The sequence below is a fragment of the Roseisolibacter agri genome (assembly GCF_030159095.1).
In the GTDB taxonomy this organism is placed as follows: domain Bacteria; phylum Gemmatimonadota; class Gemmatimonadetes; order Gemmatimonadales; family Gemmatimonadaceae; genus Roseisolibacter; species Roseisolibacter agri.
The window spans coordinates 654,490-680,295 of record NZ_BRXS01000002.1; the positions used below are offsets into that span (position 1 = coordinate 654,490).

Genomic DNA, 25,806 nt, shown 5'->3' on the forward strand with positions numbered 1-25,806 from the left:
GTCAGATCTCCACGCCGAGGGGGAGGAGTGCGGGCGCCACTCGGCGCACCGCGGCTCGGAAGCGGTCCTCGGCGATGTCCCGCTTCTCCTGCAGCTTCGAGCGGCGCTTGTAGGGCAGGCTGCAGCGCTCCCCGAGGTCGACCTCGAGGTTCGCGCGGGCGAGGCCCTTCGCGGCGCCAGCGGCCACCGTGAGGGCGTCTGCGGCCGCGAGCAGCTGCTGCTGGTCGTTCTCCGTCTTCAGCGTGGGCATGAGGGTCCTGGGGCGTCGGTCACCGGGCGCGCGTCGCGCCCGGGTCGGGGTAGGAGGGGAAGGCGTTCGGCGCGCCGTGGCGCGGATTCCACCGCGCCCACAGCGTGTCGAGGCCTGCGCGGTCGACGGGGCAGCCCGCGGCTACCCACTCAGCCATGCGCTCTTCGGCGATGGCGTACGCCTCGTCGGCGGTCGGCCGCTTGGCGATGCCCATGTAGTGCGCGGTGCCGCCGTTCACGCCGTCCACCAGCAGCACGCGCCAGACATCGTCCTCGGAGAGCCACGCGTGCTGCCGCCGGTGGCCGTAGAGCGCGAGCAGGAAGCCCTTGAGGCGCGCCGGCCAGGCGGTGTGCGTCGGGCACGCGAGGACGCGCCCGCACGCGGCGCACGTCGCCCCGGGCGCGTCCGCCTGCAGCGCGGCGCCGCACGCGGGACACGCGCGCAGGTGCGCGAAGCGCTCGAGGCGCGCGACGTCCGCGGGATCATCGCCGGCGACGACCGGCACGAGGGCGTCGCTCATCAGAACGGCAGGTCGTCGTCGGCGCCCGCCTCGTACGCGGGCTCGTACGCCGGCGGCGTCGGCGCGGGGCACGTGTGCGACGCGAGTGTCGCGAGCGTCGCGTCGTCGGTGCGCTGCAGCAGCGCCTCCAGGCGCTCGCGCGCGGAGACGTCGATGAGCGCGGCCTCGCCGAACACGTGCGCGACGACGGTCTGCGCGAGGTGCTCGGAGTACTGCGCGGCTTCGTGCTCGTCGCGCAGACGATCGTGGTCGGGTTCACGCATGGACACGTGCCTCAGAAGGGCAGCGCGAGCTCGCGCTCGACGCGGGAGATGGCGCGCTCGAGCGCGTCGCCGGTGGCGAGCTCGCCGTTGATCAGCTGGCGGCGCACGTGCTCCGCGACCTTCACGTCGAGGTCGGGCCGCTGCAGCAGCGCGTTCAGGTGCTGCGTGCGCACGTAGACGCTCTCGGGATGCGCGATCGCCGTCGTCGCGCGCGGCGGCTCGCCAAGCGCCTCGCGCACCTGGTCGACCGCGCGCTCGAGCGCCGCCTGGTCGCGCAGGTCACCGTCGCCGAGCTGGCGGCGCAGTCTCTTCGCGACGCCCGCCGGCAGGCGCGGGTCGTCCAGGGGCGCGCACAGCTGGCGCGTCAGCTCGACGACGGCGAGGGGTGCGGGTGCCGAATCCGGCGCGGCCTGGGGCGCCGCGAGCGCCGCGGAGACGGGGCCCGGCGGCGGCACGCGCCCGTCGGCGGGCGGCTCGACGGCGGGCATGTCGAGCGGCAGCGCCGTCTGCAGCGACTCGAGGTGCGCGAGCACCATCGTGATGGCCGCCAGCGGCTCGGCGTGGAAGTCGGGATTCCCCGTCTCCCGCTGCCGCTTGCCGATCCACTCGGCGACCTCCTGCAGGCCGTCGATCTCGAACGTGCGGAGCGGCTTGCCGTGCTGCGGCGTGCCGCGGCGGAACGGGAACGGGTAGGCGAGCGCCTGCTCGAGCGTCATCGCGGTGGCGGCCGCCTCGCGCGACGTCGCCGGCGCGACCGTGGCGCGCGCCGACGGTGCCGGAGCCTCGGCCGCCGACGGCACGTCGCCGCGGATCCCGAACAGGCCCGCGCAGCGCACGAGCGCCGTCTCGGCGGCCGCCGGGTAGTCGCGCCCCGTGCCGACCTCCTGGCGCTTCACGCCGAGGATGGTCAGCGTCGCCTTGAACGCGCACACGTCGACGCCGTGCGCGGCGATCGGCGGCAGCAGCTCGAGCGTGAAGTCCCACTCGCCCGGCACGACGGCGTCGAAGCGCTCGCGCAGCGCGCCGGACGTGAGCGCGACGCCGCCGGCGAGGGGCGCGGCGAGCGCCCCCCACAGGTCGGACTTGTCGCGCGGATCGCGGCGCATGAGAGCGGGGGCGGCCACGGTTCGCGCCTCAGGCCGCGCGCGCTTCCAGGAAGCGCACCGCTTCGTCGGCCGCCTGCTCGGTCAGCCCGTTCGTGAGGCGCGCGCGCACCTGGCGCGTGACCTTCTCGTCCTTCACGGCCGCGAGCAGCTGCTCGATGCGCTGCACCTGCGCCGCGGTGGCCGCCCGCGCCTGCGGCTGCGCCCAGTTGGGCAGCACTGGCGGATCCCACTTGAACCACTTCCCGTCCTTCGTCTTCGCCGAGAAGCGGCCGCTGTCGGAGACGACCGCCCAGCCTTCCTCCAGGTCGTACAGGTAGCGCCCGATGCCCCACTGCACGGCCGCGCGCTTCATCGCGCCGGAGAGCCCGCCCTTCACCGGCTCGACGTCCGTGTTCTCGGCGCCATCCCACTTCGTGACCCAGCCGACGACCGCGTCGACGTAGATCGCGAGGCCGCAGACGACGCCGCCGGCGGGGCCCTCCTTGAACACGTTCTGCCAGCGCCCCGGGCCCGCCACCTCGTCGAGGCGGTCCATGATCGCGCGGTTGGTGACGTAGGCGAGCACGCGCGCCCACGGCTTCCCGTTCTTCTCGCCCGCCGTCTGCACGCGCCACTCGATGTCGGTCGGCACGAACGGGTCGCGCAGGCGATCGAGCTGCAGCGGCGCGGCAGCGGCGGCGGTGTTGGCGGACGTGCTCACGCGACGACTCCCGCGCCCACCAGGGCGCCGGCGTCTTCGTCCGCGTGGACGGTCACCGCGTTGTTCACCGCGTCGAGCACCGCGTCGAGCACCGCGTCGGCGATCGCGTCGATGGTCGCGTCGATCGCGGCGTCGGTCATCGTGCACGCGTGGTCGAGTGCCTGCTGCACGCGCTCGACGTTCGGGCCGAGCACGCTCACGACGGCGGGCGAGGTCTCGCCCACGTTCGCGCAGTGCGTGCGGTACGCGGCGTCGACCCCTTCGATGGCCGACAGCCGCTGACGCGCCGCGGTCTCGCGCTCGCTCTTCTGCAGCAGCTGGCGCATCGCGTCGCGCAGCTGCGCGCGGCGCGCCTCGGAGATCGCGAGCTTCATGCGCCCCCCTTCGCGAGCGGCGCCGGCTTCGCGTACGTCTCGAGCTCCTCGGCCGTGCGGACGATGCCCGGCGGCAGCGCGGGCGCGGGCTGCTCCGCGGCCTTCGCCTCGGCCGCCTTCCGCTCGACGTACTCCTTCACCGGCGTGATGAGCACCTCGCGCTTCACCGCCGCCAGCTCGGCCGTCGTCAGGTACTGCTGCGCCTCGGCGAGCGGCAGCTTCACCGTGACGCGGAGCAGCTCGGGCGCCTCCTGCTCGGCCCACGGCACGAACGCGCGCTCGTCGGCGATCTCCAGGCGCGACGCGATCGCGCGCACGCCGTACGTGCCGTAGCCGACGTCGCGGCTCTGCTTCTTCCCGAAGCCGCCGCGCGTCTTCTGCACGCGCGCGAGATCCCGGACCCACGCCTCCAGGCGCCCGCGCTCGATCGTGAGCCCGGCCGTCTGGCGCTCGTACCGCGCCTTCAGCGCGTCCGCCTCGAGCTGGTGCGCACGCTTGAACTGCGCGAGGTCCGCATCGAGGTCCGCCATGCGGCGGAGCAGCGTGCTCGCCATCGCGTCGAGCGTCGCCGCATCCTGCGGCACCGTCGCGACGACCACGCCGTCGAGCTCCTCGGCGTTGGCCGGCCCCTCGGTGTCCAGGATGCCGGTCATTGGCACGCCCACGGCGCGCAGGTCGGCGAGCAGCTCTCCGTCGACGAACTGGTTGAACACGATGCGCGCGGGCTTGCCCGTGACCGTCTCGACGGCCTGCGCGACCGCCTGCGCGACGCCGTCGGACGCGGGAGCGCCGGTCTTAGTGCTGGGCATGCGTGGCCTCCTTGGGCGGGTGGAGCGGCCGGGTGGCCGGGGTGAAGTGCTTCGACGGCGACGCCGCGACGCGCGCGCGCAGACCGTCGACGGCGCTGCTGATGTCCGCGAGGTTCGCGGTGATCTCGTCCTGCGAGATCGCGGCGGGCTTCGGCTCGGGAGACGCGAGCTTCGCTAGGCGCTTCTCCTCGCGGCGGCGCTGCAGCGCGTGGCGGCCGGCGATGCTCGCCACCAGCAGCGCGAGCAGGAGCAGCCCGACGAAGAAGCAGAGGACCGCGCGCGCCTGCGGGTCGGTGGGGATCGACGGCATCACGCCACCGCCTGCGCCACGGGCGCGGCGCCGATGCCGAAGTGCAGCGCCGCGCGCCGGAACGCCGCCTCGGCGGCCGCCGCGTAGTCGTCGCCCGTCCCGATGCCCTCGCGGATCACGCCGAGGATCTGCAGCCGCGCCTTGAACGCGTACGGCTTCTCCTCGAGCCGTCCGTCGCGGCGCACGTCGTCCGCCTTCGGCAGCAGGTCGAGCGTGAGGTCCCACTCGCCGGCGACCACCGTGTCGAGCCGCACGCGCAGGTCCTCACTCTGCGGCGGCGTGGTGGGCGCGGTCAGCGGCGCGGCGAGCGAGGCCCACACCTTCTTATCGTCCGTCTCGGAAGTGCGCATGCTCAGCACGCCCCCCGATCGACGGCCGTCGCGTGCGCGACGTCGGCGTCCGTGGCGTCGTCCGCGAGCGGCGCGCGGCGCACGGGCGTCTCGGGCGCGGCCGGCATCGTCGCCGCCATGTGTCCCGCGGGCGTCAGCACGTACGAGTCGCGGCCAGCCGGGACGATCTCGCCGGACTCCGGGTGCAGCTCGCCGTCGAGCGGCAGCCACGTCTCGACGTCGTCGACGAGGAAGAGGCGCTCGCGCGCGGGCGTCGCGGTGTGGTCGAGCATCACGAGGCGCGACACGCGGCCCTCGGGCGGCAGGTCCGCGGGCTCGTTGGCCGGCGCGTAGACCCAGTAGCGCACGAGTGCGGGGTCGCGCGGCGTGTCGAGCTGCGCGCGAGACTGCAGCAGGAGCGAGAGCTCGCGGCGGTAGCGCTGCGCCGACGGCTCGTCGATCGCGCCCTGCAGGTCGTGGCGCACGCGGCGGATCGCGCCACAGAGCAGCAGGCGCTTGGAGTCGAGCGGGGAGCGCCGGGGCTCGGCCGCGGGCGACGTCGCCGTGCTGCCGGCGGGCGTCGCGATCGCGGAGGAGGCGGAGCGGGGCGTGGCGTCCATTGTTCGAGAGCCTCGGTGGTGCGATGTTGAGAGCAGGCGGCCGGACCCCGAGTCCTGCCGTCCATCCGGTCAGCGCCGTCGCAGGGTGCCCCGCGGTTCTCCGCGGCCTGTGGCGGCGCGCCGTCGTTCAGGCCCCGCCACGTCGCGCGGGCCGGCGCCGGCGTCGGCGCATCAGGTCAGGCGCAGCTGCGAGCGGTTGACGGCGGCGCTGCGGGCGACGCGGAGCTGCGTGAGCAGCTGCTCGTTCGCGGCGATCGCTTCCGTGGCCTCGGCGATCGCGCGGTCGATCACGCCGAGGTCGAGACGGGCGCCGAGCACCGCCCCCGAGGCGATCGTGCTCTCCGCGGACTCGCGCGCGGCGTGCGCCCACGTGTCAGCGAGCGGCACCGGATCCGCGCCGTAGAGCGTGCGTGTCCAGGACACGAGGCGAAGCCCGGGCTCGAGCACGTGCTCGAGCGGCGCACCGGCGAGGGCCGCGGCCGCGAGACCCTGACCGAGCGTGTACATGGTCAGCGGACGGCGCTGCGCGTCGCTGAAGAGCATCCGCGGCTCCGGGAACGCCGGCAGCGTGCGCACGATGCGCGGCAACTCCATGCCGAATTCGGCCGCGAGCTCGCGGCCCGCACGGGCGATCAGCGCACGGCGCGTCAGCGTACTGACGAGGGTCGGCGCCGGCGGCTCGCTGCGGCCGCTGAGGCGATGCGCGCCGGCGGGTGCCACCGCGGGGCGCAGGTCGTGGGAGTGCATCCGGTCTCTCCGATGCTACGATGCGCCGCCGGACCCCGACGGCAGGGCGCCCCGTGTGGGGCGATGTGCGGTCAGGTGCTGGGGGCGAGGGCCGCCGCGGCCGCCTGCGCTGCCTCGACCGAGGCGCGGGAGATCACCGTGCGGCCGGCAATGCGCTGGGCGGTCAGCTCCCCCGCGATGGCGCGGTGGAGGACATCCTCGCGGTGCGTTTCGAGGGCGAGGCAGGCCTGGTTGAGCGACATCCACTCGTCGCGCACCCGCGCCGTCTCGGGCGTGCCGTCCTTGCTCGCTGCGTTCACGGGGCTACCTTGGCTGAGCCGTTTCGGAAATCCGTCGGAACCGTGTCTGGAAGACAATACAGACAATTCAGACAGACGTCAACAGGGTTGTCCCGATTGTCTGGCAAGCCGCCCCTTCTGGCCTATCCGGCCCTCCCTGACCGACTGCGCGAGCTGATGGCCGTGCGAGAGTTCACGGCGTCCTCGCTCATCCGAGCGGCCGGGGTGCCTCGGCAGCAGTTCTATCAGGCGTATTCCGAGGGACGGGCGTCGGCGCCGACGCTCGAGCGCTTGGCCAACGCTCTAGGGGTCACCGAGGGAGTGCTCACCTCGGGGGATCCAGCCGTCGCGCTGGAATCGACATCAGAGGGGATGACGGCGACGATGCCGTTGTCGCTCCCGCATCACTTCTCGCCGCGGGCACGCGCCTTCGTCTACCGCTTCCTCGCCGAGCTGTCGGAGGCGGGCGCGATGGAGGAGGAGCTCACCTCCGCGCGCAACCTGCTCACGCGACCGGACAACTACACGTACAACTTCGACGGACGACGCCAGGAGATGACCGACGATGATCATCTCCTCGAGCTGGAGGCGATGACGGACGCGATTCGCCTGCTGCTCGTTCGTCGCCGGGAGAAGCGCGGCCTGCCCGCGCTTCGCCTGCACGCCGCAACGCGCTGACTGCGTGAACGACGACGCAATCGTTCGGCTCTACCAGCAGATGCAGCGGCAGCACCACGAGCTTCGGCGCGAGCTCACGTGGCCCGCACTGCGCCGCATCCTGGCACGCGAGGGGATCGCGCTCCTCGTCCGCCCGATGCCGCGGCCGGGGAAGCTGCTGGGCATCGACGGCGAGTGGGTGATCCTCGTCGATAAGCGCTCGCCGCGCCGGCACACGTACTACGCGGCCCACGAGTACGCGCACTACAAGCTGCACGTCGAGGGCTGCGCCACCGGTCGGTACGAGCACGTCTACAACATGGATTACTTCGAGGGCCACGATCCGCGCGAGGGCGAGGCGGAGTTCCTCGCGTCGCTCTTGCTCGGTGGCCCCCGCTTCATCCCTCGCCTCTGAGGTCCTGATGCGCCGCTTTGCGATCGCCGGGGCGCTCGCGCTTCTCTGCGCGTGCGTCACCGTCGGCAACAAGTTCGACCCGGCAAAGGCCGATCAGCTCACGCCTGGCACGTCTACGATCGCCGACGCGACGCGCCTCCTGGGGCCGATCTCGGCGGAGACGAACATGCCCGACGGCACGAAGCTCCTGCAGTGGCAGTACTCGCGGGGCACGGCCGTCGGCACGGGCTCCGGTGCGCACATGGCGATCCTGTTCGACACGCAGGGGCGCATGGTACGCATCGCGCACCGGTCTACGACGAAGGTGCACTGAGCGACGGATGGAGACGACGCTCGCCCGCGAGATCCTCGAGCAGGTCGAGGAGTGCACCGACGAGCTGCGTCTCGCGCGGCTGCGCCGTGTGATCCTCGCGAAGTACTCCGAATGCGAGAACCGGCGGCGCGTGCTCGCGGTCCTCGCTGAGCGCGCGGCTGCGCTGCGCCAGGTGGCGGCGTCGTGATGCGCACCGTCGGCATGTCGCGCGCTGCCTGGGACGGCCTTCCCGCGGAGCTGAAGCGCGAGGAGGGCGGGGGACGCTGGATCGTCGATCCGGAGAATCCGGACGGCGAACGCATCCTCGCCGTCGTGCGCGAGGCGGACGGGCGCGAGGTCGCGTGGATGCTGCCGGCCGAGTCGCAGGACGATCGGTATCAGCTGATGCTCGACTTGGCGCAGCGCGAACTCGATGCGGCACGGCCGGCGATCGGTGAGGTGCACGAGTTGCTCGTGCGTCTCGGCACGCACCTCAGCCCGCCGATCCGCCGCATCCCGGTCGACGTGCCGGACACGCTGCGGAGCGAGGCCGAGATGCGGTCGAAGCGCCGCGGGGTGCTCGAGTGACGCATGCGAAGCACGACCATGGCCAGAATGCCGCCCGACCCGCATCGCTAGGCTCGACGACGAGCTGAGGATGGATCGCCCGCACCGACTCGCCAGTCCAGCCAATGGCCCAACTCAAGTCCGTCGCCGTCGCTGAGCTTCTACTCGACCAGGCGAACTTTCGCACCCCACGCCAGCGCTCGCAGCTCGCCGCGGTCGAGGCGATGATCAGCACCAGCCCGGATCGGTTCTGGGCACTCGTCGAGAGCATTCTAGACGACGGCTACCTGCAAACGGAGAACATCATCGTTCTCAGCCAGGACGATGGGTCGCTCGTCGTGCGCGAAGGGAATCGCCGCGTCGCCGCGCTCAAGCTCATTCAGGGGCAGCTTTCCGCCAAGAAGCTGAACGTCCCAGAGCACATCGTCGACGCCATCGCGGCCCTGTCCGAGGAGTGGCTCCGCGACAATGACCGTGTGCCCTGCGCGGTCTTTCCGCCACGCGACGCGAAGAAGGTGGACCGCATCGTTCGCCTCGCGCATGGTAAGGGAGAGAAGGCGGGCCGCGACCAGTGGAACGCCGTGGCACGTGCCCGCCACAACCGGGACGAGGCTGGCGCCAGCGAGCCGGCGCTCGACCTCCTCGAACAGTACCTCGCCAGCGCGAAGAACCTGCCCATGCACCTGCGGTCTGCGTGGGCGGCGATCTTCCCGCTGACAGTCCTGGAAGAAGCGATGAAGCGGACCGCGCCGCGCTTGGGCCTCGGTTCTGCGCGGGCGCTCGCAACGGCGTACCCGAACCTGAAGAACGCCAAGCACCGTGCCTCTCTCGAGGCGATCATCTTCGACATCGGTTCGAAGGAGCTCGGCTACGAGCAGCTCCGCAGCACCCGTGAGGACTACGGCATCAAGTACGGACTGCCGGCGCTCGAGGAGAAAACGCAGGAGTCGGGAGGGAGCGCGCGCGCAGGCGGTACGGCGGGAGGCGGCGACAGTGCGAGTCAGAAGGGGGATCGGGGCGATGGATCGACCGGCGCAGGCGCGAAGGGCACGGGCCAGGACCGCGGCAAGGAGGCCGGCAGTGACGAAGAGACGGACAACGGCAAGCCCGCCGCCTCGTCCACCAGTGATCCGCGCGCCGTGGTGAGCGCGATGAAGGCGTTCGTCCCGAAGGGCACCAATCGTGAGAAGGTCGTGACGTTGAAGGGCGAGATCGAGCGCATGAACATCACGCGCACGCCGCACGCGTTCCTCTTCGTGCTGCGTAGCATGTTCGAGATCTCCGCGAAGGCCTACTGTGCGGACCATCCCGATCCGAACGGGCCGAAGGCCGTCGATGCACAGGGGAATGATCGCAAGCTGGTCGAGGTGCTGCGCGACGTGGCGGAGCACATGATCAAGCTGCCGAACGGTAAGAAGAACCAGGCAGTGCAGAAGCGTCTGCACGGCGCCCTCACGGAGCTGGCTACTCCGGAGAGCTTGCTCTCTGTCACCTCGATGAACCAGCTTGTGCATCATCCGACGTTCACGGTGACGCCGCGCGAGGCCGCGTCGCGCTTCTTCAACGTCTTCCCGCTGTTGCAGGCGATGAACGAGTGACCATGCGACCTTCCCCTCGCCGCTGATATGCCTCGCTATCGCACCCCGCTTCGCTATCCCGGCGGCAAGCAACGCCTCGCGCCGTTCATCGCCGAGATCTTGGAGGCCAACGATGCCGACGGCTGGGCCTACGCCGAGCCGTACGCGGGCGGAGCCGGGGTCGCCATGGAGCTGTTGATGGACCGGAAGGTGAGCCGTGTCTACCTGAACGACTCGTCGCGCCACATCTACGCCTTCTGGAAATCGATCCTCGACCAGACCGAGGAGTTCTGCCGGAAGATCTCCCGCGTCTCCCTCACCCTGGAGGCGTGGCGGCGGCACCGCGAAGTGGTCCGCCATCCCGATGACCACGATCTCCTCGAGCTCGGGTTCAGCACCTTCTTTCTGAACCGCTGCAACCGGTCTGGCGTCTTGACTGCCGGTGTGATCGGCGGCAAGGAACAGGTGGGCAAGTGGCGCATCGACGCTCGGTTTCCGCGGACGGAGCTGATCACGCGCATTCAGCTGATCGCCAACAAGCGACGGCAGATCTCGGTCAGCAACATGGACGCCGAGAAGTTCATGACGACGCGCGTTCCGAAACTGCCCGAGTCCACGCTGGTATACTGCGACCCGCCGTACTTTCAGCGCGCGGAACGGCTCTACCTAAACACGTACGAGCCTGAGGATCACGGACGGCTTGCATCGACGATTCAGCAGAAGCTGCAGCGACCATGGCTTGTCTCGTACGACGGCCACCCGACGATCCTCGACCTCTACCGGGACCGGCGGCAGTTCACGTACTCGCTGCAGTACAGCGCGATCGAGTCGTATCAGGGAACGGAGGTCTTCGTGTTCTCCGACGATCTTGAGTTGCCCGACACGTCGCGCCTCTCGTACATCGACGAGGCACTGGCAACGCTCTAATCAGCCTGGGGGCGGCGCTGGCCTATGCCGCGAGCGTTGAACGCGGCTGACGTCGAGCAGCTGCGCCACGTCGCGCAGGACGCCGACGGGATCCCGCTCAGCGACGAGGACCTCGCGTTTCTCGCCTCGGCCGAGCAGGACACGCTGCGCATCGACGACGACGGTGCCGTCTTCGTGGCCGGCATCGGGGGCGTCAGGCATTACCCGATGCACCGAGTGCGCGCGGCGATCGCCGACGCGCGGGCGACTTGGGCGCGCACGAACTTCGGCGCCCGCTACGCAGAACGGCCCCCGGTCGCGTGACCGAGGGCCGTTCTGCGCGGCGAGGTGCTGCTCAGTGCACCGGGATGGCGCCGTAGCGTGCGAACCCGCTGAGGATCTCGAACCGGTAGCGCTCCGCGTGCGTCGCGGGCAGCGTCCAGGCCTCGACGTACTCGCCGACCGCGCCGCTCCGCAGGCTCGGCGCGTACCACCGCCAGGCGACCACGCCGGCGAGCTTCCCCGTCGACGCGTAGACGCGCTGCGCGTAGCCGAGGCAGTAGATGGTGGGCGCGATGCCCGGCGTCTTCGGGTACGCGCGCACGGTGATCCAGGCGCGCAGCAGGCGATCGCCGCTCTGCATCCACGCCCACGACTCGCGGCGTACGGCGGGGACGCTCGCGCCGCTGTCGGTCACGGGCCGGAAGCCCATGCCCGTCGTCGAGGTGAAGCCGCGCAGCGAGGTGTCGCGGACCTGCGGGCAGAGGTTGCCCTTCGCCCACGTGGGCAGCTGGCGCAGGGGCGGGAGCGTGTCGGCGGCGGTGGGCGCGACGACGGTCACCTGCGCGTGCGCGGCGAACGGGAGCAGCAGGACACACAGCGTGGCGAGCGTCAGCAGCGCGGCCGCGACGCGGAGGGTACGGGAGATCACGAGTCGTAGGGCTTGAGGGGGAACGGCGAGAGGCCGCACGCGATCGCGTTCTCGTGCAGCCGGTTGCCCCAGACGTCGAGCCAGCGGCGGACGTCGGGGTTGGGACGCGGGCGCAGCCGCTGGGGGATGCGCGCCTCGTCGAGCAGCGCGACGTCGGCCGCCGTGCCGACCGCCGCGCGGATCCGGTGGTGCGCCCACCGGTAGCGTCCGTAGGCGTCGCACGCCGCCAGCTCGTCGGGCTCGTCGAGCGCCTGCAGCGCGGCGCGCGTCGCGGGGCCATGGATCCCATCGACGACCAGCGGCCGCGCGCCCACGTCGGCGACGGCGTTCAACGCGGCCTGCAGGTACCAGCGCGCCTTCGGGCCGCCGTTGACGGCCCAGTCGAGCTGCTGCAGCGCGAGGCGGGGCCGGCCGAATTCGGCACAGAGCTCGGCCCCGGTGCCGCGCCAGTAGCGCGCGCGGTAGATGCGCTTCGCCTCGAGGCGCGACAGGCTGCGGACGTCGTCGACGGTGACCGGGCGCTTCCGCCACGCGGCGAGCGTCGCCTGCGTGATCCCGAACTTCGTCGCGCCGCCGGGGTCGTCGGCATGGAGTGCAAAGCCGCCCTCGTGGCCGAACACGACGGACACCGCGGCATCGAACGCCGCGGTCATCGCGGCAGCAGAGATCAGGGACATGCGTCCTCCAGGAGGGGCGTCGCGCAGAGCGCGGTACGCTGCAGGCCGGGCGTCCAGCCGCGGCGCATCGCGCGCTGGACGCGCACGCCGTCGCCGCGCCAGTGCGAGGCGCCGCGCAGCCGCACGGCGACGTAGGAGATCCACGCGCGCCACGGCACGACGTCGTCGAGCAGCAGCAGCACGAGGAACAGGAGGTCGGCCTCCGCGCGGCTGTAGCTGTGCTGCAGCACGTGGCCGCCGGCGATCTCCTCGTCGATCTCGCCGCCCCGCGCGTAGAACCAGTCGTGCACGGTGGGCGCGGCGTCCTTCAGGTCCTCGCGCGTCACCAGCGGCGCCGCGAGCCGCGGCACTGACGGCCCGTCGAGCCGGAAGCCCGCGGGCACCACGATGCGGACGCCGCGGCGCCGGTCGTAGCAGTCGTAGTCGGCGAGCAGCTCGCGGAGTGTTGCCTCGCCAGCGACGCGCCGCAGTTCGGGCTGCGCGATCACGAGCCGCCGCCGCGTCGGCGTTCCTGCTCGAGCGCGGTGAGGCGGCGCTCCTCGCGCTCGTGGAGCGCGTCCGCCGCGCTCTTCGCCGCGTCGTAGCCGGCCGCCCGCGTCTCCAGCTGCTGGACGCGCGGCGCGAGCTGCTTTAGGTCCGTGACGTCGCGCTCCATGACGTCGAAACGGGTGCCGAACCGAATGAGCGTGGAGTCCACGCGACCGAGGGTGCCGCTGAGCTGCTCGAAGGCGCGCGGCAGCTCGGTGATCTTCCACACGGCCTTCAGCGGGACCCAGAGCGCGGAGACGGCCGTGACGACGGCGACGATCGCCGCCAGCGCGCGCGTGCTAATGTGGTAGCCGTCGGCATCTCGCGAGATCGCGGGGCGCCGGCGATCGCTGCCGGAGCGCTTCTCGAGGTGGAGCGGCGGATCCGCGTCGTGGTGCTCGCGGTGGGGAGACGCGTCGGCCATGGCCGGGGCAGGAGAGGGGGAAGCACGAAACGCGGCTCCGCCTCAGCGATCGAGGCAGAGCCGCGGGAGAGCGGCGAGAAGTTGTCAGCGGGCGTGCGGCCCGGGCGTGCAGGTCAGTCGATCGACGCGAGCCGGGGCTGGGGCGTCACCACGTGGCGATGGCGGCTCGCTTCCATGTGTTCACCGCCGTGCAGATGTAGACGTAGCTGCCGTCCAGCGCGATCTGTCCGGGCGTGCCGGCGTCCGTGGCGCTCGCCGGCGCCGTGCGCCGCACCGGCGTCCCGTTGCCCGCCTCCAACGCCTGCACGCGCTGCTTCAGCGTCTGCGTCGCCGGTGGCGCGAATTCGCGCAGGTCCTGCGTCGGCCACGTCACGCCGGTGTACGCCCAGCCTTCGGCGTCCGTGTACGTGATCCCGTCGTCGCTGTACTGGAGCTTGAACGTGCCGGGGCCGTAGTTGTTGAACGGGCCGGGCTGCAGCTGCAGCGAGCCGACGTTCACCGGCGTCGCGAACTGGTAGCCAACCCAGTCCGGCAGCCCAGCCGCCTCGAAATAGGCGCCCCCGAGGTTCCCGTCGAACAGGGCGGCCTCGCCGCCGTGGCTGGCGAACGGCGTGCCGCCCGCCAGCGACAGCGCCGCGCCCCCCGGCGCGTCGAGGAATCGCACCTCGCGCAGGTGGAAGCCGTCGCCGCCCTGCCCCGCGGTCACGTACACGCGCCACCACTTGTGCAGCCCGTAGCCGTTGCCGACGGTCAGTCCGAGTTCCGCCTCGGTGTCCTCGATACGCGCCTCCAGCGCGCTCGTGTCGCCGCCGGGGGTCCCGTCCTCGATGTTGGTGACGCGCCCCTTCGTGTCGACAGTGATGTTGGGGTTCGTGTAGGTGCCGGGAGTGAGGCCAGCCACCGCCGCGAGCGCCGGGTTCGGGTACGTGCCCGCCAGGTCGCCGCCCGCGCTGCCGCTCGGCGCGCCGCTCGGCGTCGTGATCGGCTTCCAGTTCGCGTCGACGGTCGGATCGTCGGTCGCGAGGATGTACCAGACGCCGGTGTCGAGCTGATTGGCGACGTCGCCACGCTGCGCGGCGAGCGCGAGGCGCGCCGCCAGGTTCGCCGGCGTGAAGGTGTCGGTGATCGCCAGGTTGGGCAGCTGCGCCGTCGGGATCTTGCCGCCCGAGTCGAGCGTCGCGACGCCGCTCGCCGACCCCTTCTCACCCGCCGGGATGGCGTCGGTGATGCCGAATCCGGCGAGCGTCGTAGGCTTGCCGCTGACGCCCGCCCACGCGACCGCGAGCGCCTGGGCGACGGTGAGCTGCTCCCAGCCGGTGTTCGCGTCGTTCCGGCGCTGCACCTTCGTGCCGTTGTCCCACAGCTTCCCGGCGCCGATGGCACCCGGATCGTCGGCCGACTTGAGAATGACCGGCGTGAGGGCGCCGAGCCCAGAGACCTGATCGAGGAATGGCATGCGGAGAGGCGAGCCTCAGAGCTCGCGGTAGAGGATCGGTTCGCCCGTCGCGCGGTCGTACACGATCTCGGGCGGGTCGTCGAGGTTGGGGCCACGGTAGGTCACGAACGCGAGCGCACCGCTGCCCTCGGATCCGCTGACGCCTGGGCGCGTGATCGTGAGACGCGCGAGCGGCGACGTCACGGCGCCGCCGCTCGTCTCCGCGCGCGCCGCGACGTAAACCGACTCGCCGGTGCCGATGCCGGTGACTGCGAGCGCGTACGGCGCGGCCGCGTCGAGTGCCGCCGCCGCGACCTCGCCCGCCGTCGGCGGATCGGTGTCGTCGGCGACGAGCCGCACGCCCGCGAGCGTGACGCCGCTCGGCATCTCGGCGGTGACGAGCACCGAATCGGCGCCCGTCCACGCGTACGAGAGCGCGGGAGCGGGGAGCGACTGCGCGGGGTCGAACGCGACCACGCCCTCGATCACGCGCTCCTCATCCGCGCCGCCACTGCCCGGCGCGGTGTAGGTGACGCGCCACGCGATGCGGCTCGCGTTGAGCGGGTCGAGCGTCACGATGCCGGTGTAGCGCGAGCCCGTGATGGCCGTCGCGTCCATCCACGCCGACACCGCGCCGCGCCCGGACTGCGTCGCCACCTCGACCGCCGTCACGCGCTCCTGCGGATCCTGCACCGAGAGCGTGAGCGTGCCGACGGTCGCGGTCTGCGACGTGTACTCGTTCACGATCGGCGTCTCGACCCCTGCGGCCGGCGTCGGGGACGGCGAGCGCTCCGTCACCGCAGTTGTGATCCCGCTGACGCCGAGCGCGTAGTGGTCCTGGATGGCGTCGACGACCACATGCTCGTCGCCCGGCGCGCCCAAGTCCACGTCGAGCACGCGCATCACAACGTCGGTGAGCTGCAGCTCCGGGCGGTTGAGGCGGAACACGCTGCCAGGGCGAAGCCCCGCGGCGGCGCGCGTGCACTTGAGCGTCGCCTTGCCGAGCGGCAGCACCTGCGCGCGCAGCTCGCGCTCGGCGACGCGGCGCGCGACCGCCTCGCGGCCGATCATCGGCATGTCGATGTCGATCGCGATGATCTCCCCGTCAGCCGCTACGCGCGGCCCGTGCGTCGCCGTCACCACCTGCCGCGTGAAGCCCTGCGCGCGATCCACGTACGCGAGCCGCACCTGGTTGAAGCGGCTCGCCGGCTCGGGCGCGGTCCACTCGCACGCGAGCGTGTTCGACGGGTTGAGGTCGAGCAGGCCCGCGAGCGTGCCCCACTGGAAGCCGCCGAAGCCCGGCCCGCGGTGCGCGCACACCTCGAGCAGTCCTGTCACCGGGTCGGTGTACAGCACCGCGTCGGCGGCGCGCAGCACGTCGCGCAGCACCGTCTCGGCCGGCGTGTGCGCCTCGACCGTGAACGAGAGTCCGTAGCCCCACGCGGTCGTCGGCAGGCCGAACGAGCTGCCGAGCTCCGACCGCGGGTAGCCGCAGCCGCGGTGCGGGTCCGAGATCAGCTCCGCGAGGATGCCGCCGATGCCCGCGTCGCCGTTGTCGCCTTCGCCGATCGTGCCCGGCCAGCGCGAGACGACCGCGTGCAGCGACGGGAGCACGGGGCTGTTGCCGAGCCACGTATCCTCGAACACCAGATACGCGAAGTGCCGCCAGTCGGGCGCGAGCGTCGTGTCGGTCGCGCCGGCGTAGCGCGTGTCGTAGTACGGCACCGGACTCGCGCCGCCGCGGCCGCCGCGGATGTGCACCGTCCCCTGCACGCCGCCGTTGCCGTCGGTGCCGCCCAGCATGTTGGGCGCGGTGAGCGTGAGGGTGCCGACGCCGCCCCCGCCAATGCCGCCCTGGAGCGCCGGCACCGTCGCGTACTCGATACGGCCGTCCGCGGGATCGAACTCGGAGAGCACGCGTCGCGTCCCGACGGCCGCGACCGACTTGCCGTCGACGATGAGGTCGGAGACGGCGTGGATCGTCCCGTACCCGAGCACCGTCACCATCGACACCTTGTAGCGGTGCGCCTTGGTGGCTTGTCTCCCAACGAGATTCAGAAAGGCCCGCTGGCCCTCGTTGACGTCTTCCTGGTGGGCGCCCCACCAGTCGACGACGCGGCACGGCATCTTGACCGTGCCGAAGATCAGCGGCAGCGGGTCGCCAGACTGTACGCGCGGCTTCTCCGGCGTCGGCGCCTTCGGATCGCGGCGCGTCAGGCTCTGGAGCGACGACGAGAGTAGCGCGAGGCTGACGTTGACCGCGAACGCGACGAGGAACGCGGGCATCAGTAGGCGCCCTCGATCAGCGGATTGCGCTCGGGCAAGAACGGGTAGCCGCCGAAGCGCCGCGTGTTCGCGAAGCGATGCAGGCAGCTCGCGAACGTCTTGTCGCAGCCCGCCGTGAGGTGCACCGTCGTGCCCACCAGCGCGGCCGGCAGCGCGGCGTAGAGCGTCAGCGTCACGGTCGGGAAGTCGCTCACGTCCGCGCGCTCGATGTAGGTGCGGGTCGGCACGCCATCGACCGCGAAGTGCAACGCGCCCCCATCCCAGTAGGTCGTGTCGTCCGCCGTGCCCTCGCCGCTCGGGCGGGTGGGCAGCGCATCCAGGTCGAGCGTCAGCGTCGCGCGCGCGCCTCCGTCCGCCGCCTGCTCCGCGGTGCCGAGCGCGTCGACAGTCGCCGCGACGGCCATCGACAGCGGATCCACGCCGCAGCGCAGGTCGCCGAACGCCCACGGGCACGTCTTCTGGATCGCGAGGCGCGGCAGCTGGCGCGCGAACAGCGCCTGCAGCCCGTCGCACGGGATCGTCGCCGTCGTGCCGTCGGTCTGGAGCCCGGCGACCATGCCCTGAAACACCGCGGCACGGTCGATCACGACGCCGGCGTCCGAGAGGTGGACGCGTAGGATGCGCACGGCCGTCACGGGGGCCCCTTCGCGCACCGCGTCCGGCTCCGCGCCCGGCCCCACGGCCGCGGCGAGCCAGTCGGTCACCATCTGCGTCGCGTGGGCGCAGGTGATCGTGACGGTCGACTTGCCCGTCTCCCGCGTGCGGCGGATTGCGTCGCGCGTCCACACGGCGGCGCGGAACGTCACGCCGTCGACGGTGACGTCCTGGTCGGCCGTCGTGTAGCGCCACGCTCGCGCAGTCGCGCCGCTGCCGCGCGTGAACGTCACGCACTCGGCCACGCGCACGCCGTTGGCGGCTTCGGTCTCGAGGAATCCCATCTGGACGGGGCTACGGGGTCTCGCCGGGGAGGGTCACGGCCGTGAGGGCGACCGTCGCGACGGCGCCGGTGTGGAAGTCGATCGTCACGACGTCGTCGGCCAGGCGGGCGAGGCACAGGCGCGAGTAGCCGGCGCCCTGTGCGGTCAGCGCGAACGTCGGCGCGCCGCCGACGCTCGCCACGTCGCCCGCCACTCCGTCGAGCGTCAGCAGGTCGGTGCCGTCGCCCTGGTCGATGGCGCCGACAATGCGCGCCGTCCGCCAGCGGCCCGCCGCGGTGGTCATGAGCGCGTAGTCGGCCGCGCTCTGATGCGCGGCGACGAGGGACGGGAACGCGTCGGCGTAGCCGGCCTGCGGCCCACGTCGGACGACGAGGCCACCGTCGAGCCCCGTGACCGTCCAGTCGTGCCGGTAGCTAGGCAACCAGAACGGCGTGCGCCGGCCGGCGCACCGCGCGAGGAACGCCTCAAGCTCCGCGAGCGCCGCGCGCGACTCGCACACCCAGGTCAGCGCACGTGCCTCGCTCGCCGGCAGCGGCGCGACGTCGGGCACCGCGACGCCGCTCGGACCCGTCGTCTCGGCGCCAGGCAGTGCGAGGCGCTCCGCGCGCGTCGCGCCGTTGATGCGCACGGGCGCGATCGCCAGCACCTCGTAGCCGCCCCGGTAGACGATCGGCGCGGCCACGTCAGCCCCCGATCACGACGTAGAACGCCGAGAGCCCGGTCACCGGGTCCTCGACGTCGACGCGCGGCGAGCCGCCGGCACCCGGCTCGAAGCCCAGGTAGGCGACCGGCCCCCCGACGAGCGGCGCGGCCGGGGAGGCGTCGGGCACGCGGAGCGTGAGCACGGTCGGCGAGCCGAGCGACCAGACGAGCGAGTTGGGCACGGGCACGAGCGCGCCGAGGGCGTCGCGCGCGGTGACGAGCAGCCGCCGCTGTGCCCCGCCCGGATCGATCGCGACGTTGCCGCCATCCTCATTCGTGAGCGCCAGCGACACGATCGTCGGGAGCTGCGCGCTCCCGGGCGCGCCCTCGACTGCCGCGGTGAGACCGGCCACGTCATCGTCGAGCACGACCTCGAGGGCCACCTGGCCGACGGTGCCGGTGATGCGCTCCCACGCGACGTCCGACGCGACGCGGCCGGTGGCGAGCGGCGCGACCCGAGTGCCCGCCGCCCACGGCTCCGCGAGCCCCTCTGCGAGCGTCAGCGTGTCCGCCGTGATGGCATCCGCCGCGGCGAGCGTCGCGACGCCCACCGGGTGGCCCGGGCGCCAGAGCGCCACCGCGCCGCCGTTGGCGAACCGCCGATGCGTCGCGTTGTCCCCCGGGCCCGCCCACAGCACGAGTTGGTCGGCGCCGGATTCGGCGTCGACGACCAGCAGCGTCGCGTCCTCCCAGCGCGGCACGCGCACCTGGCGGCGGAGCGGCGCGCTCGCGGCGTGAGCCGCCTGGACGTGCGCGCCGAAGACGGCCGCGCCCTCCTCGACGGTCTCGAGGGTCAGCAGGTAGCGCAGCGTCTCGCGCGGTCGCACGCTGCGCGCGAGCCGCTGCTCGCGGCCGTTGCGCGTCGGCAGCACGTCGGTCGGCCAGGTGCGCACGTGCTGGACGTGGCGCACCCAGTCGTGCGGGATCGCGAGGAGCGGGGGCGTCATCCCTGCACCCCGATGATCGCGCGCAGCGTGTCGCGCTCCTCGCGCCACACCTGCTTCTGTGCGTCGCGGCCCTCGCGGCTGCGCATGGCGGTGAGCACGGCGCCGGGGGCCGGCGCGACTTCGACCGTCACGCCGCCGCTGACGTCGACGCGCTGCGCGGACGCGCCGGAGTCGCCGCCACCACCGGCGCGCGGGACGCGCACGAGACCGCCCTCGGCGAAGCCGGGCGTGTAGCCGCGGACGCCCGTCGTCGGCACCACACGACGCGGCGCGGTCCCGCCCAGGCGGTTGATCTCCTGCAGGTACCCGATGCCCACGCGGCGCACCGCAGCCGCGCGGATCACGAACTCGCCATCGGAGAGGCGCGCGAGAATCGAGTCGGAGGTGCTCGTGCCCGGGCCTGAGACGTAGCCGCCGCCGGCGAAGCCGGGGATGCCGCCCGCTGCGTTCGCCACCGCGAGCGCCGCAGCGGCCGCCTGCAGCGCACCGGCCGCCGTGAGGAGGATGCCGCCAGAAGCACTCAGCGACGCCGCTGCCACGCCCGTCGCCGTCGCGCTGGTGGTCACCGCGGCCCCTGCGGCGCCGAGCGCGGTGGCCGACGCGGTCGTCTGCGCCGCGGCCGCGGCCTGCCCCGCGCCGCCGAACAGCCCGCGCAGCTTCTCGAAGATCTCCGCCGACAGCAGGTCGCCCACCATGCGCTGCGCGTCGGCGACCACGCCCTGCAGGAGCGAGCGCACGGCGTCGTCGAGGTCCTCGACGTTGGTGATCGCCGTGCCGAGGAACTCGCCGAGCCGCGCCTGCGCCGTGTCGGCGATGTCGGAGCCCAGCCGCTTCCATGAGAACGAGAGATTCGTGACCTCGCGGTCGATCTCCGCGATGTCGTCGCCGAGCTGCTGCACGAAGTCGAGGGCGGCCGGATCGGCCATCGACAGCGCCCAGCCCTCCCACGCCTGCCGCGTCTTCTCCAGCTCCGCGCGCGTGGCCTGGTAGGCCGCGACGGTCTCCCGCTGCGCGCCGAGCGCCGACAGCGCGCCGCTCTCGCGCCGCGCGTCGATCGCCTCGAGGCGCCGCTGCAGGTCGCCCTGCGTGCGCTCGACGGCCTCGCCCACCTGGGCCAGCTCGACCTTCGTCCGCTCCGCGTTGAAGAGCGCGCGCACGATCCGCAGCCCGACCGCATTGCCCTCGGCCTCCAGGCGACGGATCAGGTCCCCGAACTGGCGCTCGAGCTCCGCGGTGCGCGCCTGGACGACGTTCCCCTCGGCCTGCAGCAGCTGCACCTGCGCGTCCTGCACCTGGCGCGCGAGCCCCAGCTCCAGCTCGCGCCGGCGCTCGACGGACTCCTCGGCGACGCGGATCCGCTCGTCCTCGAACTGCTGCAGCTGCCCGAGGATCTTCGCGCGCTCGCCGTCGTCGGTGGTGACCGCCAGCAGGGTGATGAGCGCCTGGCGCTGGCGCGCGTTGCTCTCCCGGTACGCCGTCTCGAGGTCCGCGAAGTAGCGCGCGTAGCTCAGGCGGAAGGTCTCGAGCTTCTCGTCGAGGATGGCCTTCTGCGTCTTGAACGACGACTCGGCGGCCGCCACCTCGGCGGCCGCGATCTGCGCGGCATCGTTCTTCGCCTTCGCGCCCACGTTCCCCGGGGTGCCGGTGGGCGTGACGTTGACGGTATCTGGCGTCGTGACGACGACGGGCGCCAGACGCACGGGGTCCGCGCCCGCGATGTCGCCGAACGCCTGACGCAGGCCGTCCAGCGCAGCGCGCGCGGTGCCGACCTTCCGCTCGAGGGCTGCGAGCGCCGTCGAGATCCCGCCGAGATCGTTACCGCGCGCGGCCTTCTGCGCTTCCAGGAGGCTCTGGCGCTGCGCCTCGAGCGACGCCAGCTCGGCCGCGGCCACGCGCACCTTCTCCTGCGCGTTCTTCCGCAGCTCCTCGCGGACGCGCCCGGCCTCGGCGGCCTGCTCGCGCAGCGACTTCGTCTCGTCCTCGAGCGCCTTCCGGTACTCCGGCGAGAGCTCGATCAGCTTCGCCTTGATCTCCTTCAGGCGCTTCGACGCGCGATCGAGCTCGTCGCCCTTCAGGGCGCCGTCTTCGATCTGCTTGCCGAGGCGGGCGTACTCCGCGATGAGCGCCGGCGCCTGCGTGATCGCCTGCGCCTGGGCGTCATTCAGCTCCTGCTGGCGCTTCCGGGCACGCTCCTGGGCCGCCGCGATCGTGTTCACCGCGACGGCCACACCGGCGATCACCACGGCCAGCGCCGTCAGCGGCGCGGCCGCCGCGGCGCCGGCGACCGCCACGGCGGCCAGCGGCACGAGGATCGGCGAGAGCACGAGCGCGAGCCCGGCGAGAACGGCGGTCAGCACCTTCGCCGTCTGCCAGGCGACGGTGATCGCCTGCGCGACGGTACGCAGCACGCCCGCGAGGAGCCCGCTGTCGACCAGCACCCGCGCGATCGCCGCGCCGAACTTCACGACGTCGACGATGATGAGCGCGACCGCCCGCAGCACGTCGCCGGCGGCGCTCGCGATCGCCACCAGCTCGACGCGGTGCTCGCGGAAGTAGGCCCCGAGCGCCTGCGCGCCGGCGACGCTGCCGCTGATGGCGCGCTCGATGAGCGTGCCGATGGTGCCAAACACGGACTGCGCGAGCGCGATCAGCGGCGCGAACTTCGGCCCGATGGTCGCCGCGTCGACGTCGAAGGCGTCCTGCAGGGCTGCGTTCGCCGCCCGCTTGAACGAATCGAACAGCGGCTTAGTCGCCTCGCCGGCGAAGACGCCGAGCATCTCCTGCAGGTTCGAGCGCTGCGTCACCAGCAGGCTGTTGGAGCGCTCCGAGGCGACGTTGAACGCCTCGAGACGCTTCACCAGGAACTGCGCGAGGGTGCCGCGCTCCCGCTCCGCCTTCACCTGCTCGTTCGTGATCCCGAGGCTCTTGGCGACACGCGAGTTGATGTCGATGGTGCCGTCCAGGATGCTGCGCACCTCCTGGTTGAGCTGCACCATCGGCACGCCGAGCGCGCCGGCCGCCTGCGTGATGCCGACCGTGACCTGCCGGATCTCGTCGAGGTTGAGCCCCGCCGAGAGGCCGGCGCCGGTCGCCTGCTGGAAGGCCTCCAGCAGCTGCGGCGTCTCCGCAGCCGTCTTCAGGCCGGCGATGCGCAGCGCGGTCACCTGGCGCTCCGCCAGGCCGTACGCCGTGTCGAGCGCCTGGACGCCGGTCAGCTGCTGCCGGTTGGCGTCGGTCAGCTTCGCCTGCGCGGTGATCAGCGTCGCGATGCCGAACGTCGACGACTCGATCTGCTCGTTGAAGCCGATGCCCGTGCCCACGAACCGCAGCGCCGCGGTGAGGCCCACGACGCCGGCAACGAGCGTCACGACCCGGCGCGAGAGCAGGTCGAAGGAGCCCGCCGCGCGCTGCATCGGCGCCGGCACCTCGTCGGCGCCGTCGCGCACCCCGCGCAGCGCGGAGCGGAGTCGATCGACGAGCGGCGCGGCGGCGGCGGCCGCGCGGCCCAGCACCGACGTCGCGCGCGTGCTCCGGTCGGTCGCGCCGGCCTGGTCGCGCGCGCCCGCAGCGGCGAGCCGCGTGCTTACGGCCGCCCGCTCGCGCGCGTTCGCCGCGCCAAGGGTCGCGCGCGCGTCGCGCGATGCCGCGCCAGCGAGCATGTTGCTCGCGGCCGCCGCGTCCTCGGTGACGGCCACGGTGCGCTCCGCGGCCGCGCTGAGGGCGCCGAATCCGGCAGCGGCCTGCTGCTCGGCCTGAGCGCTCGCGGTGATGGCCTGCGCGGTCGCCTGCGCCTGCGCCGCGACGCCGGCCGTGGCGGCGGTGAGCCCGGACGCCGCCTGCGCGGCCGCCTGCGCGGCCGACGCGCCCGTGTTCAGCGCGCCCGCCTCGGCGCCGATCGCCGTCGCTGCCTGCTGCGCGCTGCTCGCGAGCTCGCCCGTGGCGCGCGCGGCGACCTGCGCGCGCTGCGCCTGGCCCTGCGCGAGATCGCTGGCCAGGCCGTTCGCCGCGAGAGCCGCGCCGTTGGCCTGTCCCTCGGCGACGATCGCGTCCTGCTGCGCCTGGACGGCGATGCGGCGAGCCCGCTCGGCCTTCTGCTCGGCAGCGGCCACCGCGCGCTCGGCGCGATCGATCACCGGCTCGAAGTCGATCGCCTTCGGGTCGCCCGCGCGCTCCGCCTCGTCGAACGCGCGGCGCGCGGCGTCCGCTTCGCCGCGCCGCTTGGCCGCGAGCTGCTCCGCCTTCTGCGCTGCGCGCTCGGCGGCCGCCGCCTCCACCGCCAGCGCGTCCGCCTTCGCGCGCGCGGCCGTCGCCGCCGCCTGCGTCGCGGTCGCGTGCTGCGTCTCCGCCTGCGCGGCCGCGGTGGTCGTGCGCGTGAGCCCCTGCGCGGCGACCTGCGCCCGGTCGAACGCCTGCTCGGCCCGTCCGCTCGCGCGCGCGACCGTGTCCATGGTGCTCGCGGCACCCTGGTCACGCCCTGAGACGGTGAAGGTCAGCTTCTGGTCGGACACGGCTCAGGACGGGCGGCGGGAGGCAGGGGAGCGCTCAGCGGGCGATTAGTCGAGCAGGGCGGGACGCTCGGGCGCTTCGATCGGGTCTTCCTTCGTGGCGTTCGGCGCCCAGATGGCCCACTCCAGATGCGCGAGGCGGTACTCCGCGCGGGCGCGCGCGCGCACCGCGCCGAGGTACGCGCTCAGGGCGTCGCGGAGGAGCCAGCGTCGGACGCCGCGGGCGCCGACGGGGTCGTGCTCGAGGAGCTCGACGACGACGTCGCGCCAGTCGCCGAATCGGTCGACGTCGCGGGCGACGTGTCCTGCGGATCCGTGCGATCGGCGAGCGCCGCGCTCGAAGAGCTCCGGGAACTCATCCGCGAGCCGATCGCGGCGCCGAAAAAAGCGGCGACGCCCGCCGAGAGGATGCCCTGCAGCTGCTGCTTGCTGTCGCGATCGCGCACGCGCGCGAAGAACGCCGCGTTCGTCGTGGCCATCGCCGGCGTCCACTCCTGGGCGACGCCGTCCGCCGTCGCGTCGACGAGCAGCCCGGCGAGCAGGTCGAACGTGCGGCCGCTGTCGTAGATCGCGCAGATGAAGGCGAGCGCGTTGTCGTCCTCGGACGCGTCGGCGCGCAGCGCGGCCGCCGGCGCGCCGTCGTTCGCGAGGAGCCCCGCGCCGCGCAGGTGGCGCGTGAGGTAGATGTCGTGCTCGACGCTGCCCTCGTCGAGCAGCACGAACGCACGGCCGCCGATTGTGAAGACGGCGGGAGCAGAGGCGGGAGCAGCGGGCGCGGGCGAGGCGGCGGCGGTCATCGCGGGAGCGGTGGGAGGCAGGGGAGGGGGCGCACGAGCTGGCGCAGCGGTGCGCTGGCCAGCCCGTGCGGTACTGCGGTCAAGCGGCGCGGCTTACGCAGCCGGGCGCTCAAGGATGCGGTAGTACGGCTCGTCCGGGTGGTTGGTCGCGTCCTCCTGCACCGTGCAGGTGGCGCCCCACTTGTTGAAGTCGGAGCTGATGAAGCCCATCTCGCCGTCCGGCGTGAACGACGCGCGCCAGAGGTCCGCCTCCTTGTTGACGCCCGCCTGGTTGTCGGGCAGGAACTTGAGGTAGCCCTCGATCTTCGACTTCGTCGCGCCGCGGATCGTGGTGCGGCCGCTGCCCGACGCGAGCGCCGCGGCGCTGTAGTCGACCGTGAGGTCGTCGCCGGCGACGAGGCCCGCGGTGGACGGCGTCTGCGAGATCTGGATGAAGCCCGCGGCCGCATCGAGGATCTTGTAGTCGCCGACGCCCGCCGCGTTGACGAGCGCGAGGACCGTCGCGCCCTTCTTCACCGAGACCGCGGAGATCTCGCGGTAGCGCGTCTGGTAGATGCGCCCCAGCACGACGCCGTCGACCGGCGTCAGCACCTCGGCCGTCTGCGCGCCGCCGGTCTGCGTGTACTCGGCGATCTCACCCATCAGGGCGAGCGCCTGGTTGTCGGCCGAGAACTCCAGGCCGGAGATCTTGCCGGTGACCGTGCGCTTCACCGTGACGCTGTTGCGCGTCCCGGCCGCCTTGGTCATGTGGTTCTGCGACTCGAGCTTCTCGTCGGCCGTCGAGATCGTGAACGACTCGACGTTGCCGAGGTGGAAGAACCCGGTCGAGACCCCGTTGTCATCGAACCGATCGAACAGGAGCTGCCCCTTCCCGAGCTGCTCGAGCTTCGGGCTGGGCGAGAGAATGCGGGCCATG

Annotated in this window: 32 protein-coding genes; 8 read left to right on the forward strand and 24 right to left on the reverse strand. The window is 72.8% G+C overall.

Annotation, left to right across the window (positions count from 1 at the left end):
• Position 1 precedes the first annotated feature (1 nt).
• The 12 genes from rosag_RS07635 to rosag_RS07690 all read right to left on the reverse strand — a co-directional run bounded on the left by rosag_RS07635 (position 2) and on the right by rosag_RS07690 (position 6,327).
• Positions 2-250, reverse strand: a complete 249-nt coding sequence (locus rosag_RS07635; RefSeq protein ID WP_284349474.1) for a hypothetical protein — start codon at positions 248-250, stop codon at positions 2-4.
• A 19-nt stretch (positions 251-269) separates the two neighbouring features.
• Positions 270-770: a hypothetical protein gene (locus rosag_RS07640; RefSeq protein WP_284349475.1), complete on the reverse strand. Its 501-nt coding sequence runs from the start codon at positions 768-770 to the stop codon at positions 270-272.
• Complete coding sequence (locus rosag_RS07645) at positions 770-1,033, reverse strand: hypothetical protein (RefSeq protein WP_284349476.1); 264 nt, start codon at positions 1,031-1,033, stop codon at positions 770-772. Before rosag_RS07645 ends, rosag_RS07640 begins: the two co-directional genes overlap by 1 nt.
• 11 nt (positions 1,034-1,044) lie before the next feature.
• Complete coding sequence (locus tag rosag_RS07650; RefSeq protein ID WP_284349477.1) at positions 1,045-2,139, reverse strand: hypothetical protein; 1,095 nt, start codon at positions 2,137-2,139, stop codon at positions 1,045-1,047.
• A 28-nt stretch (positions 2,140-2,167) separates the two neighbouring features.
• Positions 2,168-2,800, reverse strand: coding sequence for a Rad52/Rad22 family DNA repair protein (locus rosag_RS07655; RefSeq protein ID WP_345784826.1), 633 nt, complete (start codon positions 2,798-2,800; stop codon positions 2,168-2,170).
• Positions 2,801-2,835: 35 nt separating this feature from the next.
• Positions 2,836-3,213, reverse strand: coding sequence for a hypothetical protein (locus rosag_RS07660; RefSeq protein ID WP_284349479.1), 378 nt, complete (start codon positions 3,211-3,213; stop codon positions 2,836-2,838).
• Positions 3,210-4,022 carry a hypothetical protein gene (locus tag rosag_RS07665; RefSeq protein ID WP_284349480.1) on the reverse strand — a complete coding sequence of 271 codons (813 nt, stop codon included), beginning with the start codon at positions 4,020-4,022 and terminating at the stop codon, positions 3,210-3,212. The genes rosag_RS07660 and rosag_RS07665 overlap by 4 nt, the downstream gene beginning before the upstream one ends.
• Complete coding sequence (locus rosag_RS07670) at positions 4,009-4,332, reverse strand: hypothetical protein (RefSeq protein ID WP_284349481.1); 324 nt, start codon at positions 4,330-4,332, stop codon at positions 4,009-4,011. The genes rosag_RS07665 and rosag_RS07670 overlap by 14 nt, the downstream gene beginning before the upstream one ends.
• Positions 4,332-4,682, reverse strand: coding sequence for a hypothetical protein (locus rosag_RS07675; RefSeq protein WP_284349482.1), 351 nt, complete (start codon positions 4,680-4,682; stop codon positions 4,332-4,334). Before rosag_RS07675 ends, rosag_RS07670 begins: the two co-directional genes overlap by 1 nt.
• Positions 4,683-4,684: 2 nt before the next feature.
• Positions 4,685-5,281 carry a hypothetical protein gene (locus tag rosag_RS07680; RefSeq protein WP_284349483.1) on the reverse strand — a complete coding sequence of 199 codons (597 nt, stop codon included), beginning with the start codon at positions 5,279-5,281 and terminating at the stop codon, positions 4,685-4,687.
• Positions 5,282-5,452: 171 nt separating this feature from the next.
• The gene (locus tag rosag_RS07685; protein WP_284349484.1) at positions 5,453-6,028 is read right to left on the reverse strand and encodes a hypothetical protein; all 576 of its coding nucleotides are present in this window, start codon (positions 6,026-6,028) and stop codon (positions 5,453-5,455) included.
• 71 nt (positions 6,029-6,099) lie between these two features.
• Positions 6,100-6,327 (reverse strand): hypothetical protein, encoded by a 228-nt coding sequence (locus rosag_RS07690; RefSeq protein WP_284349485.1) that lies wholly within the window; start codon positions 6,325-6,327, stop codon positions 6,100-6,102.
• Between the two features lie 42 nt (positions 6,328-6,369).
• On the opposite strand from rosag_RS07690, the gene rosag_RS07695 reads away from it, so the two are divergent.
• The 8 genes from rosag_RS07695 to rosag_RS07730 all read left to right on the forward strand — a co-directional run bounded on the left by rosag_RS07695 (position 6,370) and on the right by rosag_RS07730 (position 11,044).
• Positions 6,370-6,984 (forward strand): helix-turn-helix domain-containing protein, encoded by a 615-nt coding sequence (locus tag rosag_RS07695; RefSeq protein ID WP_284349486.1) that lies wholly within the window; start codon positions 6,370-6,372, stop codon positions 6,982-6,984.
• 4 nt (positions 6,985-6,988) lie between these two features.
• On the forward strand, positions 6,989-7,378 hold the full coding sequence (locus rosag_RS07700) for a hypothetical protein (RefSeq protein WP_284349487.1): 390 nt from the start codon (positions 6,989-6,991) through the stop codon (positions 7,376-7,378).
• 7 nt (positions 7,379-7,385) lie between these two features.
• A complete protein-coding gene (locus tag rosag_RS07705; protein ID WP_284349488.1) occupies positions 7,386-7,691 on the forward strand; it encodes a hypothetical protein in 306 nt (101 codons plus the stop codon).
• A gap of 7 nt (positions 7,692-7,698) precedes the next feature.
• Entirely contained in the window at positions 7,699-7,878 is a 180-nt protein-coding gene (locus tag rosag_RS07710) for a hypothetical protein (protein WP_284349489.1), read from the forward strand.
• 14 nt (positions 7,879-7,892) lie between these two features.
• On the forward strand, positions 7,893-8,258 hold the full coding sequence (locus rosag_RS07715; protein ID WP_284349490.1) for a hypothetical protein: 366 nt from the start codon (positions 7,893-7,895) through the stop codon (positions 8,256-8,258).
• Positions 8,259-8,362: 104 nt separating this feature from the next.
• A complete protein-coding gene (locus tag rosag_RS07720; RefSeq protein WP_284349491.1) occupies positions 8,363-9,835 on the forward strand; it encodes a hypothetical protein in 1,473 nt (490 codons plus the stop codon).
• A 27-nt stretch (positions 9,836-9,862) separates the two neighbouring features.
• Positions 9,863-10,741 (forward strand): DNA adenine methylase, encoded by an 879-nt coding sequence (locus rosag_RS07725; protein WP_284349492.1) that lies wholly within the window; start codon positions 9,863-9,865, stop codon positions 10,739-10,741.
• Positions 10,742-10,777: 36 nt separating this feature from the next.
• Positions 10,778-11,044: a hypothetical protein gene (locus rosag_RS07730; protein WP_284349493.1), complete on the forward strand. Its 267-nt coding sequence runs from the start codon at positions 10,778-10,780 to the stop codon at positions 11,042-11,044.
• Between the two features lie 31 nt (positions 11,045-11,075).
• On the opposite strand, the gene rosag_RS07735 is transcribed toward rosag_RS07730, so the two are convergent.
• The 12 genes from rosag_RS07735 to rosag_RS07790 form a co-directional block, all read right to left on the reverse strand.
• Positions 11,076-11,651 (reverse strand): hypothetical protein, encoded by a 576-nt coding sequence (locus tag rosag_RS07735; protein WP_284349494.1) that lies wholly within the window; start codon positions 11,649-11,651, stop codon positions 11,076-11,078.
• Complete coding sequence (locus tag rosag_RS07740) at positions 11,648-12,328, reverse strand: glycoside hydrolase family 108 protein (protein WP_284349495.1); 681 nt, start codon at positions 12,326-12,328, stop codon at positions 11,648-11,650. The genes rosag_RS07735 and rosag_RS07740 overlap by 4 nt, the downstream gene beginning before the upstream one ends.
• Positions 12,319-12,816 (reverse strand): DUF1353 domain-containing protein, encoded by a 498-nt coding sequence (locus rosag_RS07745; RefSeq protein ID WP_284349496.1) that lies wholly within the window; start codon positions 12,814-12,816, stop codon positions 12,319-12,321. Before rosag_RS07745 ends, rosag_RS07740 begins: the two co-directional genes overlap by 10 nt.
• Positions 12,813-13,280: a hypothetical protein gene (locus tag rosag_RS07750; RefSeq protein ID WP_284349497.1), complete on the reverse strand. Its 468-nt coding sequence runs from the start codon at positions 13,278-13,280 to the stop codon at positions 12,813-12,815. The genes rosag_RS07745 and rosag_RS07750 overlap by 4 nt, the downstream gene beginning before the upstream one ends.
• A 145-nt stretch (positions 13,281-13,425) precedes the next feature.
• On the reverse strand, positions 13,426-14,736 hold the full coding sequence (locus rosag_RS07755; RefSeq protein ID WP_284349498.1) for a discoidin domain-containing protein: 1,311 nt from the start codon (positions 14,734-14,736) through the stop codon (positions 13,426-13,428).
• 15 nt (positions 14,737-14,751) lie between these two features.
• The gene (locus rosag_RS07760) at positions 14,752-17,001 is read right to left on the reverse strand and encodes a phage tail protein (protein WP_284349499.1); all 2,250 of its coding nucleotides are present in this window, start codon (positions 16,999-17,001) and stop codon (positions 14,752-14,754) included.
• A complete protein-coding gene (locus tag rosag_RS07765) occupies positions 17,001-17,939 on the reverse strand; it encodes a baseplate hub domain-containing protein (RefSeq protein ID WP_284349500.1) in 939 nt (312 codons plus the stop codon). The genes rosag_RS07760 and rosag_RS07765 overlap by 1 nt, the downstream gene beginning before the upstream one ends.
• 10 nt (positions 17,940-17,949) lie before the next feature.
• Complete coding sequence (locus rosag_RS07770; RefSeq protein ID WP_284349501.1) at positions 17,950-18,621, reverse strand: hypothetical protein; 672 nt, start codon at positions 18,619-18,621, stop codon at positions 17,950-17,952.
• Between the two features lies 1 nt (position 18,622).
• Complete coding sequence (locus rosag_RS07775; protein ID WP_284349502.1) at positions 18,623-19,588, reverse strand: hypothetical protein; 966 nt, start codon at positions 19,586-19,588, stop codon at positions 18,623-18,625.
• Positions 19,585-24,096, reverse strand: coding sequence for a coiled-coil domain-containing protein (locus rosag_RS07780; RefSeq protein ID WP_284349503.1), 4,512 nt, complete (start codon positions 24,094-24,096; stop codon positions 19,585-19,587). Before rosag_RS07780 ends, rosag_RS07775 begins: the two co-directional genes overlap by 4 nt.
• 182 nt (positions 24,097-24,278) lie before the next feature.
• Positions 24,279-24,890, reverse strand: a complete 612-nt coding sequence (locus rosag_RS07785) for a hypothetical protein (RefSeq protein WP_284349504.1) — start codon at positions 24,888-24,890, stop codon at positions 24,279-24,281.
• 93 nt (positions 24,891-24,983) lie between these two features.
• Entirely contained in the window at positions 24,984-25,805 is an 822-nt protein-coding gene (locus rosag_RS07790; protein ID WP_284349505.1) for a phage tail tube protein, read from the reverse strand.
• Position 25,806 lies beyond the last annotated feature (1 nt).